The following is a 12,475-nucleotide window of genomic DNA, read 5'->3' as shown; positions in this document are numbered from 1 at the left end:
TAACTCTAACGAGTTCAATTAAGGTATTCGTGATGAGAATTAACTACAAAGAATCAAATCTCTGGTTTCAATTGTTGTTAACAGCCTTGACCACTGGCTTGTTCACTTGGGACATATCATCAGCCTTGGCTCAGGTAACATCGGATGGCACAACTAACACTACTGTCAACGCCAATGGAAATGATTTTTTTATTCTCAATGGTATTGAGAAAGGAAATAATTTATTTCACAGCTTCAGTAATTTCTCAGTACCGACAGGTGGCAGTGCCACCTTTGATTTAACCAATACGCCAAATATTATAACGATATTTAGCCGAGTCACAGGTGGTAATGTTTCTAATATAGACGGGTTAATTCGGACGCTCAGTAGCAATAATAACCCAGTCAGTTTATTTTTGATGAATCCTTCGGGGATTATATTCGGGCCAAATGCCAGCCTAAATATCGGTGGTTCCTTCGTCGGAACAACAGCAAGTAGTATTAAATTTAGCGATGGAACAGAATTTAGTGCAGTCAATTCCACTGAAGCACCGTTGTTAACCATGAGTGTACCCGTGGGGTTGCAAATGGGGCAGAATCCAGGAAAAATTACTGTAGAAGGGAATGGACATCGCCTGACTAGCGGAATTTTTACCCCGGCAGATCGCAGCAATAATCCTATTGAGTTACAAGTAGAGATAGGCAATACACTGATGCTCATCGGTGGTGCAGTTAATTTTTCCGGTGGGATTGTTAGCACTAATGGAGGTGGACATCTAGAAGTAGGGAGTGTGAGCGAGAGTCAAGTCAAACTCAAACCTACTATTACAGGATGGCAGGGAGATTATTCAGCAGTACAAAAATTCAACAATATCCACCTTGCAAACCAATCGCTGCTTGATGCCAGTGGTAGCAATGGCTCGATTCAACTGCAAGGGCGAAATATCAACTTGAGCGATGGTTCTGCGATTTTGCTGCAAAACTTAGACGCACAAACTTCTGGCGGAATTACACTCAAGGCAACTGAGTCCCTGAATCTCACGGGGAATATCACCGATGGCAGTATTGGAAGTATTATCCAAAGTGATAATTTAGGAACGGGTCAAATAGGTGATATAACCATCTCTGCCAAACAGCTATCCATCCAAAATGGTGGACAAATCGCTACCAAGATATTTAATCAAGGCTCTGGTGGCAATATTAAAGCCAATATTGCAGACTTAATCGTTTTAGATGGTTTTGCCCCCAGCAATGGTAACAAGTCTAGTTTGGCAACATACACATTGAGTTCTACCCATGCAGGCAATCTTACAGTCTCATCTGGCAACGTCAAGCTTTTGGATGGAGCTATTTTCTCTGTCACCGCAGGTGCAGGAAAAAGTGGGATAGTGCAAATTAATGCAAAAGATCTAATCGAAATAGCGGGAAACAACCCTATCACACTTTCACCAACTACCATAGGTTCATCAACGGTAAGTTCTGGCAATGCCGATGATACATTAATCAACACATCCAGATTAGTGGTTCGAGATGGGGGATTTCTAGGGTCTACTACCCTGACTACTGGTTCGGCTGGTAGTGTCATAATTAACGCTTCTGAGTACGTGCGTATTCAGGGTACAGCCGCAGGTTCAGTATTACCGAGCCGCATTGTTTCCAATGCCGAGATAGCCGATCCCATCACTCAAGCTGTCTTTGGATTCCCTCCCTTTCCCAAAGGTGACGCAGGTTCTCTCACTATTAACACACCTTCATTGCAGGTCAAAGATGGGGCATATGCATCTGTGCGAAACGAGGGACTCGGTAACGCGGGGGATTTGCGAATTAACGCTAACTCGATTTTTCTAGATAACCAAAGTAGTATCACTGCATCAACCGCCTCTGGAAATGGCGGAAATGTCGGATTAAGTTTGCAAGATTATCTGTTAATGCGGCATGGTAGCTTTATTTCTGCTACTGCTGCGAGTACAGGGAATGGTGGGAACTTGTCAATTAATGCACCTGTGATTATTGGGTTAGAAAACAGCGATATCATCGCCAATGCTGTTCAAGGTCGTGGTGGCAATATTGACATCTCCACACAAGGTGTTATTGGTCTAGAGTTTCGCAATACCCTGACTCCTCGCACAGACCAAACAAATGATATCACTGCTAGTTCCCAGTTTAATGTCAACGGCACAGTAGACATTAATAATATTGGTGTTGACCCTAATTCTGGCTTAGTTGAATTACCTGCAAATGTAACTGATTCATCTAAGCTTATTGCTACAGGTTGTTCTAATAACAATGGGAGTAGTTTTGTCGCCACAGGTCGGGGTGGGATACCAGAAAATCCCACTCAAGAAGTGAGGAGCGATCGCACTTGGTCTGATACCCGTGATATATCTGCGTTCCACAAAACACAATCAGTACCAGAGCAAATACCTACGAAACCACAAGTTCTTGTGCAAGCAACTGGCTGGCGACGTAACGCCAACGGCAAAATTGAGTTAGTTGCTAATCAATCACCTAGTCAGGTACAAGCAGCATTAACCTGTGCTGCAGTTGCTAAATAATATAATTAGGTATTCAATTACAGAGTCTTTAAACTCAAGGATATTGCTATGTCCTCCAGTGAATTTAGTTTAGCGAAAGCCAAACAAGTTTTTGGTTTAACTACATTTATTTAGTATCAACATTAATAAATGGAAGAATTAATGCAACTCAGTCATCAATTAGCAATTGCAGCCGCCAATAATATCGATACGACACCAGAATTATTAACAGAATTAGCAACTCATCAAGATATAAAAATTCGTCAAGCTATAGCCGGAAATCCTAATACACCTATAGATGTATTATTTCAACTAGCAGAAGAATTTCCTATAGAGTTTATTAAAAATCCGATTCTACCTTTATTACAGTTAGAAAATACTAATTTTTATACAACAATTCCCTATAGAGTTGTTCTAAATATTTTAGCTTCTGAAGATGCTCCTGAAGAATGGTTAATCGCCTTTGCCACTACTGGATATTATGATTATTTATTGGTAATTGTGCAAAATCCTCAAACCAGCAAGCAAGTACTGCAATTAGTGGCAGAAAATCAATATTGCAGTGATTATATTCGACGATTAATAGAAATGCATGTAAATATTGCCCAAGAAATGCCGTCAGGTTGGCAAGAATATGCAGATCATAAATTACAAGATATTCTTGATAGTATTGCATCTAGATTTTACAATACTGGAGAACTGGGATGTAATTCTTATAACAATGTTAAAGGAGAATATTATCAATTTACCTTTTGGCTATTGGGAATTGGGCCTAAGTTGCAACTTGCTAAAGCTTCAGAATATGTTCGGGAAGCTATCGCTAAATTTAGCGATACTCCCCCAGAATATTTACGAGAATTATTAAGTTTAAAAATTAAAATTACCACAATTATTGAAGTAGCCAAAAATAAAAACACACCTGTTGAATGTTTAATTGAACTTGTCAATCATAATTCTAGGGTAGTACGGGAAGCGGCGATGAGAAATCCTAGTTTACCAAGGTCAATAGTTAATAATTTTTTCCAAGAACGATGTTTAGTAACAAATCCGCATACAGTAGTAGAAAAATTACGAGAACTATGTACGAGTAGATGGTCATTTATTCGCGCCAGAGTTGCAAAGCATCCAAATTTAGAGTTAAGCGATTTAGAAAAATTAGCGCGATCGCCTGAATGGAGAATCAGGGTAGCTGTTGCTAGTCATCCTCGTGCTGATATGCATATACTCAAACATCTTACTCAAGATAAAAGCATTCTAGTACGTCGAGCAGTGGCGTTAAATAGCCAAACACCTCAAGCCTCTCTGGAAAAATTATCGCGCGATCGCCATGTCTATGTACGTGCTAATGTGGCTAAAAATCCTCATACCCCATCAGAGATTTTACTACTTCTTTACCAAGAGCAAGATAGGCGTATACTGCAAAATCTTGCTTTGAATCCAGCTACTCCACAAGAATTAAGAGCGCAATTACAATTACAGCATATTCAAAGCAAATCTAATTATATTTATCTCTGGCTGAGACTGTTTAGCGCCCCTTACAATTATCCAGGAATTGAAATAAAAGAACTACCTAGTCAAGAACAATATGACATAGCCGCAAGTGCAATTACACCAATCCCTCAATTATTGGAATTGATTAAGATTGTACCCGATGATATTTATTGGGAGGCGGTACATAATATTTGGCAACAAGTAGTTTGCAATCCCGATGTGTCTGCAGAATTATTACTACAAATTTTAGATATTCGTAGTGTAGATATATATGCAGCCGTAGCTTCTCATCCCCATATATCCGATGAAATTTGCTACAAAATAGCCAACACAAAATTCAGAGACTTAAGTGGCTATAGACTGCGGTTACTAATGCTGCAAAATCCCAATATATCATTAGACTTTATAGAAAAGTCATTGTTTGATATAACTTCAGAAGTTCGCCAAACTGCATTAATCAAATACCAGGAAAAATTCGCCCATAACCATCATCAAAGCTTTTTTTTAGCATATAACGCAGCTATCAGCGAGCAGACTCCCATCGAAACATTAATTGAACTAGCCAAACATAAATCTGTACTGATTCGCGAAGCTGTTGCTCAAAACTCTCGCTTAGTAGCAGCATATAGTGATTTTGTCAAAGCTAGAAATTGTCTAAAAAGGCTAGCACAAGATAAAAATCAATCGGTGAGGCTAGCAGTTGCTAACAACATTAATACTCCAATTCCTATACTAGAAATTCTGGCTAAAAATTATCAATATACGCCCGGTATATATACTCGTTATCAACGTCACCATAACCGTAAAGAACATAAAATTTTTGTAGTCGCAGTCAAAAAACTCATACAAATTGCTCCGGAAATCGCCAGTAAATATCTAGTTCAATATATAGAACCAAATTGTCGCACTATCGATTCAATACCATTTCGGTTAGCTATTCTTCAAAATTTCCCAGTACCTAGCGAATATTTTTTACAAAGATTAAAAACATTATATTTATTTACTTGGTATGAACGTTATCTCATCGCCCAAAATCCGCAAACATCAACAGAAATTGTGCAAATTTTGGTGAAAGATAGCAATAGAGTTGTACGCGCCGCAGCAAAAGCAAGATTAAATGAAAAATCATAAAATTATCACTATTAATGTAATATTCATTTGAAAGATGAGTAGCGGGGGCACGGCACCAGTAAGATAAATTAGGAATGAGATTTTGCAGTTCTTTATCCACTGGGGTATCGTCAGAATCGGGAAATTCTGCCGATGATGGCAGACAGTCAAGGGGGTTGTACTGTACCATGACAGTCTGGAATTAGTAATGGTAACCATATTTTAGGGTTAAAATAATCAAGCTCCTGAGAGTATCTACCTTTCAACGGTCACATTACGCCTGTTACAGATAACATTTATATATGAACGCTACACAAGAAAAACTCAAACAACAATTTGCACAGGCCTTGGTGGCTGCGTTTGGCGCTGAGTATGCTGGCGTAGATCCGATTTTGGTGACTGCTAGCAATCCTAAGTTTGGTGATTATCAGGCGAATGTGGCTTTATCCCTGAGTAAAAGGCTAGGAAAACAACCCAGACAAATTGCAACTGCGATCGCAGATAATTTAGATGTGTCAGAAATCTGCGAAGCACCAGAAATTGCTGGCCCGGGATTTATCAATCTCAAGCTGAAAACGTCATACCTGGAAGCACAAATCAACGCTATTCACGCTGATTCGCGATTAGGTGTACCCACCGCCAAAACACCACAGCGCGAAATTGTCGATTTTTCCAGCCCCAATATTGCTAAGGAAATGCACGTTGGGCATTTGCGCTCAACTATTATTGGTGATAGTATTGCCCGGATTTTGGAATTTCAGGGACATGATGTTTTGCGGTTAAACCATGTGGGTGATTGGGGTACTCAATTTGGGATGTTAATCACCTACCTGCGGGAAGTTTACCCAGAAGCCTTGACTACTGCTAATGCTTTAGATATCGGCGATTTAGTCAGTTTTTACCGCAAAGCCAAGCAACGCTTTGATGCAGATGAAACATTCCAAGAGACAGCGAGACAGGAAGTTGTCAGATTACAAGCAGGTGCGGAAGATACAATCCATGCTTGGAAATTGCTGTGCGAACAATCAAGACAGGAATTTCAGGTAATTTATGATTTGCTAGATGTTCAGGTAACAGAACGGGGCGAGTCTTTCTACAACCCCTTACTACCAGGAATTGTGGAAGATTTAGAAAAATCTGGATTACTGGTAGAAAACCAAGGGGCGAAGTGTGTATTCTTGGAAGGGTTTACTAACAGAGAAGGTGAACCTTTGCCTTTGATTGTGCAAAAATCTGATGGTGGTTATAACTATGCAACAACAGATTTAGCCGCCCTGCGCTACCGAATTCAAAAAGATGAAGCGAAGCGCATAATTTATATAACAGATGCTGGACAATCAAATCACTTTGCCCAATTCTTTCAAGTAGCACGCAAAGCCGGATGGATTCCCGATGATGTGGAATTGATTCATGTACCTTTTGGTTTGGTGCTTGGGAAAGATGGTAAGAAGTACAAAACTCGTTCAGGAGATACAGAACGGTTACGGGATTTGTTAGATGAAGCAGTTTCTCGTGCGCGTGCAGATTTAGAAGTGAGATTAAAAGAAGAAGGGCGCGAAGAAACTGAAGAATTCATTAATAAAGTTGCTGAGGTAGTTGGTATTAGTGCAGTTAAATATGCTGACTTAAGCCAAAACCGCACCAGTAACTATATTTTCAGCTATGATAAAATGCTGGATCTTAAAGGCAATACAGCACCTTATATGCTATATGCTTATGCACGGATTCAGGGAATTAGTCGCAAGGGTGATATTAACTTTGAGGAGTTAGGTGAAAATGTCAAAGTTCTGTTGCAACATGAAACAGAATTAGCACTGGCAAAATATTTACTGCAACTCGATGAAGTTATTAATACTGTAGAGCAAGACTTAATGCCCAATCGGTTATGTGAGTATTTGTACGAACTGAGTAAGAAGTTTAATCAGTTTTATGACAAAGATCACGGTGTTCCGATACTAATTGCGGAGGAACCTTTGCGGACATCTCGTTTAGTTCTGTGTGATTTAACGGCTAGAACCCTCAAGTTAGGTTTATCACTGTTAGGAATTGAGGTGTTAGAAAGAATGTAGAGTGTGACACGACTAAAATAGTGCATAAAAAAACTCTTGTGGGATGGGTGTCTCACCCGTCCAGGGCGGACAAGATGTCCACCCCACAAGAAAAATTATTGCAACATTTTAGCTGTGTCAATCCACTACAAACTTTGGCAAGATTTTGATACGTGAGGCCGATCGCATCGCCATATCAATTATCTACGGGATTTTGATGTAGAGGAATTTCGATTGTAAATTCTGTGCCTTCACCAATCGTAGAATGACACTGTAATTTACCACGATGTTTTTCACTAATAATTTTATAACTAATAGATAAACCTAAGCCTGTACCTTTACCTATCGGCTTGGTAGTAAAGAAAGGTTCAAATAATCGCTGGCGGATATGTTCGGGAATTCCCGCACCATTATCGCTAATTTTAATTACAGCCTGTTGACTTGGGGATAATAGAGTTGTGATAGAAATCTGTAAATTTTGCGGTTTTTGATGAGCGATAAATGTTTCTTCTAAAGCATCAATAGCATTAGCCAAAATATTCATAAATACTTGATTAAGCTGCCCAGGATAGCATTCTACTAAAGGCAGATTACCGGATTGTTTAATAATTACTATTTCTGGACGTTTATCATTGGCTTTGAGACGATGTCCCAAAATCATTAAAGTACTGTCAATACCTGCATGAATATCTACTGCTTTCATTTCTGCTTCATCTAAGCGAGAAAAATTCCGCAGGGATAAAACAATTTCTGTGATTCTTGCAGTGCCGATTTTCATAGAACTGAGTAATTGTGGTAAATCGGCAAGCATAAAATCAATATCAATGGCATTAGCAAAGGCTTGAATTTCTGGCGTGGGATTGGGATAATGCTGTTGATAAAGTTGCAGTAATTTATATAAGTCTTGAATATATTCAATAGCAGGAGTCAGATTACCAGAAATAAAATTAACTGGGTTGTTAATTTCATGGGCGACTCCGGCTACTAACTGTCCTAAGCCAGACATCTTCTCACTTTGGATTAATTGGCTGGCTAATTGTTGGGCTTCTGCTTTCAATTCTGCTTCTGAATGTCGCAATATTTCTTCTGCTTGTTTGCGTTTTGTAATATCGTGGAGAATCACAACATATTCTTGAAAATATTGATGGGGACGATCAGAAATCGCAACTTCTAAAATTGTGTTGCTACCGTTGGCGGTAAAAGTTTGTTCACTGCGTTTTGTCCATTGTTGTGGATTTGTAACTAATGTTGGTAGCCATTTATTAAGGTGTTTTCCTAACAAATCTGCTGGATTTACATGAAATAACAATTCTGTGGCGGGGTTGGCTTGGAGAATAATCCCTTTTTCATCGGTGACGAGAATAGCATCTTGGGCGATTGTAAATAGATGTTCGGCTGCTTCTCGTGCTTCTGCGATCGCCACTACTTGCGGTAAACTTGTCCAACAGGCGATCGCTACTCCTACAAATGTGATCGTCATCAGTAAGACAATAAATAAATTCTCACCCCCCATATTTGCGGCTTGATTCAGCTGGAAACCAAATAACCAACCAACTGCAACAGCGCTACATAACAGAAAAATCAGGATGCTTACCTGAAGCATAACTGAATCTTGGGCAATGATTGTCGGGCGAGAGCGATCGCGTTTGATCCACCAAAGGGGATGAAAAGGCGGAACATTAACGCGGCTAATTGTGGCATCAATGCCAATAATCCCAATCGGAAGCAATAAACCCATGAGAAATTCTCGCCATCCCCAAGCTAAACCCCCTACGAACAGAACTACAACTTCTACTAATAAAATACCTAGTGTGATTCGTGGGAATAACACTTCTGGTTTGTGCCGTTGTAGCCAGATTCCTAGCTGTACCGCCATAATCGAGATAAACCAGCCAACATTACCCACAACCACAATTGCAGCGACATTTCCCCAAATTAAGCACCCAAGGCTAAGTACGAGTGTTAATCCCAAAGCCGGGCCAAATACACCCCAACGAGAAACTACGGCAAACACAGGTGAGAGATATTGATCGCGTGCTAGTTGATACAGAATACGGGGACAGTTAGAAACCACAGTTGCACAAGCCAAAAGACAAGCAGCCGTGAGTAAAAAGGTGATCATCAAGCCAGCTATATCTCCCCAGAAGGGTTTGGCAGCAGCTAGCAAGTTTAAAAAAGCGCTATCCTTCAGGTTGGCAGCTGTAGCTAACCGCATTACTACCCAGGATGCACCAAGATAAATTGGTAACATTAACCAAGCTGCAACCTTGAGGCTAAACAGTGTCTTGGTAGGATGTTGACTATCAGCGACAAAGGAAGCAGCGGTTTCGCAAGCATAAGTTGCATAGGTGACATAAAGAAACCACTTGGCCCAATCGCCAAAGCCAATCAATGACAAATGATTTGGAAAAAAGCCAGGACTCTCGGATGAGAAGGCTAACCAGCCAAGTCCTTGAAAAGCAAAGATGAGCAGCAGACCAAAGGCTGGCAGTACGAAAAATAAGTGTAAAATACTCAGGGCACGAGTGCCGCTAAATGCCAAGACAAAAGGCAGCAGTGTCAAGGCAATTTCTAGTGCTAACTTTGGGAAGGTAAGATTTAACGTCGCTAAATTTACTTCTATTAAGTCCGTGAGGACAATGGCGTTAACTGGTAATACTGATACCCAACTAAAATAATATCCCAATGCACTATAGCGAGCTAACCCTGGGTAGCGCTTCAGCAACTTACTAGCATAGTTAGGAGTTCCTCCAGCAACATTCTGGAAATGAAATCCCAAATGCTGCATTTGATAGTTAAGTAGCATTCCACAGAGGACGGCGGGAATCCAGACAAAGATAGCTTGAGAACCTAATGCTGCATGAATGGCGGGAATCACGGCTATCCACAAGATATGACCTGTTAGACCAAAACCCCAAGTTTCTAACGAACTTAAGCTTCTAGTTAAGTTTCCATTGAGAGATGGGTTAACAGGGGCAAAATCAGACATGATGACAGACCTGGGAATGTTCTAGTTCGGACTATTGATATAGAGTTCCCATTGACTAGTTAAAACAGCCATTTTTTGCAGCTAAATTTATTAGAAATTCGCAAAACAGTTAATATCTATCAGTTAAGGAGTAAGAAGGAGATAAACGAGAAAAAAAGAAATCAAAAACCTTGAACCCTTTCCCCAAATACCATTTAAGTTTAAAATCCTTAACCTAGGTACACGAACACGCATGAAAATATCTCTTTCCAGTCAACAGTCATCCGTCAACACTATTTACAAGTCAGTATATTAACAGCATGGTTGGCAAATTAATCGTATTTGAAGGGGTAGAAGGCTGCGGTAAAACTAGCCAAATGCAGCTTTGTCAAGCATGGTTGCAAAGCTTGGGTGTTTCTGTAGTCCTGACAAGGGAACCCGGGGGAACAGAATTAGGTTTGGATTTGCGCCGCTTGTTGCTAGAAAAGGCGGATAATAAACCGATCGCAGAAGTGACAGAATTATTGTTATATGCAGCTGACAGAGCGCAACACGTAGAACAAGAGCTGAAACCCCATTTAGCACAAGGGAAATATATTTTATGCGATCGCTATATTGAATCTACCATTGCCTATCAAGGTTATGGTCGGCGTTTAAATATGAGTTTAATTGAGCAATTGAATTATATTGCTACTGGTGGTTTACTCAGCGACCTGACTATTTGGTTAGATGTTGATGTCGAAATTGGACTGGCCCGAAAAAGGGGAGATGAGCAAGCATTTGACCGCATCGAACAAGAAACCATCGCCTTTCATCAGCGAGTACAGCAAGGCTACGCAGCATTAGCCGCAGCTTATCCCAAAAGAATTATTCGCATCGATGGCACTTTGAGTAAGGAAATTGTACACCAAACAATTCAACAAGTTTTGCGCGTAGACGCGGAGCAGCTTGTCGCCAGACATCGCCTATCGTGGGAGTAGGGATTGGGGACTGGGGAACTCGGGGCCCCCTCTGGGGATAAGGGGTAATGGGGATTGGGGGAGATGAGGGAGATGAGGGAGATGAGGGAGATGAGGGGGATGAGGGAGAAATACCAAACACCAAACACCCAATTACCAATTACCCATTACCAATTACCTATTACCAAATGACAAATGACAAATGACCAATGACAAATGATCCATTTGCACCACTTATAGGTCAACAGCAAGCGATAGAGTTACTGACTCAGGCTGTGAAACAAAATCGTGTTGCACCAGCTTATCTATTTGTGGGGACGGATGGGGTGGGACGGAGTTTAGCCGCAAGGTGCTTTATTGAGTTGCTATTTGCTAGTGATGTAGAGACAAAATTAAGTGGATTTTTACATAATCGCTTGCTGCAAGGTAACCACCCGGATGTATTGTGGGTAGAGCCAACTTACCAATATCAAGGTCAAAGGCTAACAGCAAAGGAAGCAGCAGATAAAGGTGTGAAGCGTAAAGCACCACCTGTTATTAGGTTAGAGCAAATTCGAGAAATTACTGAGTTTCTCGGCCGTCCGCCGTTAGAAGCGTCAAGAAATATAGTGGTGCTGGAACAAGCAGAAACAATGGCGGAAGCAGCAGCCAATGCTTTGCTGAAAACCTTGGAAGAACCAGGAAAGGCGACATTAATTTTAATTGCACCCACACCTGACGCTGTATTACCAACATTAGTGTCACGCTGTCAACGCATTCCGTTTTATCGCTTAGATGGAGCCTCTTTAGCTGAAGTACTCACTCAATCTGGACGTGGAGAAGTTTTGCAAAATCCAGCATTGCTGAGTATAGCAGCAGGTAGCCCAGGAAGTGCGATCGCATCTTACGAGCAATTACAAAATATTCCCCCTGAACTACTCGAAGCGGTGAAAAAAGCACCTGCATCATACCGTCAGGCTTTGGAGTTAGCTAAAGCGATTGATAAAGATTTAGATACAGAAGCGCAACTCTGGTTAGTTGATTATCTTCAGCAATTTTACTGGCATAAATGGTATCGCGTAGGCATTATTCAACAGCTAGAAAAAGCGCGTAAATCTCTACTTTGCTACGCCCAACCGCGTTTGGTTTGGGAATGTACTTTATTAGCATTGTATCAACAATGCCAGTAGTGAAGGGATGGGGAATGGGGAATGGGGAATGGGGAATGGGTAATTGGTAATTTGGTGTTTGGTATTTCTCCCTCATCTCCCTCATCTCCCTCAATACTTGTCGGTTAAGGGCAAAAGGGGAAGGGGAAAAGGGGCAAGAAAAAACCTTTAACCCTTACCCTTTCTCCTGCGGAGACGCTACGCGAACACCTTTTCCCCAAACCAAATTTCAACTTGA

General features: G+C 40.8%; 7 protein-coding genes and 1 pseudogene. 6 read left to right on the top strand and 2 right to left on the bottom strand.

Annotation, left to right across the window (positions count from 1 at the left end; all coding sequences use genetic code 11):
* Nucleotides 1–32 precede the first annotated feature (32 nt).
* Complete coding sequence (locus tag HG267_RS35725; protein WP_045873963.1) at nucleotides 33–2,534, top strand: filamentous hemagglutinin N-terminal domain-containing protein; 2,502 nt, start codon at nucleotides 33–35, stop codon at nucleotides 2,532–2,534.
* Nucleotides 2,535–2,663: 129 nt separating this feature from the next.
* Entirely contained in the window at nucleotides 2,664–5,135 is a 2,472-nt protein-coding gene (locus HG267_RS35720; protein WP_045873964.1) for a hypothetical protein, read from the top strand.
* Nucleotides 5,136–5,199: 64 nt separating this feature from the next.
* On the opposite strand, the pseudogene HG267_RS35715 reads toward HG267_RS35720, so the two are convergent.
* A pseudogene (locus HG267_RS35715) lies at nucleotides 5,200–5,304 on the bottom strand (Uma2 family endonuclease); the annotation flags it as partial.
* Nucleotides 5,305–5,416: 112 nt separating this feature from the next.
* On the opposite strand from HG267_RS35715, the gene argS reads away from it, so the two are divergent.
* The gene (argS, locus tag HG267_RS35710; protein ID WP_045873965.1) at nucleotides 5,417–7,183 is read left to right on the top strand and encodes an arginine--tRNA ligase; all 1,767 of its coding nucleotides are present in this window, start codon (nucleotides 5,417–5,419) and stop codon (nucleotides 7,181–7,183) included.
* A gap of 175 nt (nucleotides 7,184–7,358) precedes the next feature.
* Here argS and HG267_RS35705 read toward each other — a convergent pair whose 3' ends face one another.
* Entirely contained in the window at nucleotides 7,359–10,151 is a 2,793-nt protein-coding gene (locus tag HG267_RS35705) for an ATP-binding protein (RefSeq protein ID WP_045873966.1), read from the bottom strand.
* A 299-nt stretch (nucleotides 10,152–10,450) separates the two neighbouring features.
* Between HG267_RS35705 and tmk the strand changes: the two genes are divergently transcribed.
* The 3 genes from tmk to HG267_RS35690 are packed head-to-tail and all read left to right on the top strand — an operon-like array spanning nucleotide 10,451 to nucleotide 12,258.
* Nucleotides 10,451–11,110, top strand: a complete 660-nt coding sequence (tmk, locus tag HG267_RS35700) for a dTMP kinase (RefSeq protein ID WP_045873967.1) — start codon at nucleotides 10,451–10,453, stop codon at nucleotides 11,108–11,110.
* A gap of 47 nt (nucleotides 11,111–11,157) precedes the next feature.
* A complete protein-coding gene (locus HG267_RS35695; protein ID WP_155539600.1) occupies nucleotides 11,158–11,295 on the top strand; it encodes a hypothetical protein in 138 nt (45 codons plus the stop codon).
* A gap of 3 nt (nucleotides 11,296–11,298) precedes the next feature.
* Nucleotides 11,299–12,258, top strand: a complete 960-nt coding sequence (locus tag HG267_RS35690; protein ID WP_045873968.1) for a DNA polymerase III subunit delta' — start codon at nucleotides 11,299–11,301, stop codon at nucleotides 12,256–12,258.
* The last annotated feature ends 217 nt before the right edge of the window (nucleotides 12,259–12,475 follow it).

The sequence above is a fragment of the Tolypothrix sp. PCC 7601 genome, from assembly GCF_025677855.1.
In the GTDB taxonomy this organism is placed as follows: Bacteria; Cyanobacteriota; Cyanobacteriia; order Cyanobacteriales; family Nostocaceae; genus Aulosira; species Aulosira diplosiphon.
Note: the sequence above shows the minus strand (reverse complement) of the source record. Positions and strands in the feature narration are given on the sequence as shown.

What these genes read in the sequence shown, in the direction of transcription:
- HG267_RS35725 (WP_045873963.1), top strand. Translation starts at nt 33, where the DNA reads ATGAGAATTAACTACAAAGAATCAAATCTCTGGTTTCAATTGTTGTTA.
- HG267_RS35720 (WP_045873964.1), top strand. Translation starts at nt 2,664, where the DNA reads ATGGAAGAATTAATGCAACTCAGTCATCAATTAGCAATTGCAGCCGCC.
- argS (WP_045873965.1), top strand. Translation starts at nt 5,417, where the DNA reads ATGAACGCTACACAAGAAAAACTCAAACAACAATTTGCACAGGCCTTG.
- HG267_RS35705 (WP_045873966.1), bottom strand. Translation starts at nt 10,151, where the DNA reads ATGTCTGATTTTGCCCCTGTTAACCCATCTCTCAATGGAAACTTAACT.
- tmk (WP_045873967.1), top strand. Translation starts at nt 10,451, where the DNA reads ATGGTTGGCAAATTAATCGTATTTGAAGGGGTAGAAGGCTGCGGTAAA.
- HG267_RS35695 (WP_155539600.1), top strand. Translation starts at nt 11,158, where the DNA reads ATGGGGATTGGGGGAGATGAGGGAGATGAGGGAGATGAGGGAGATGAG.
- HG267_RS35690 (WP_045873968.1), top strand. Translation starts at nt 11,299, where the DNA reads ATGACAAATGATCCATTTGCACCACTTATAGGTCAACAGCAAGCGATA.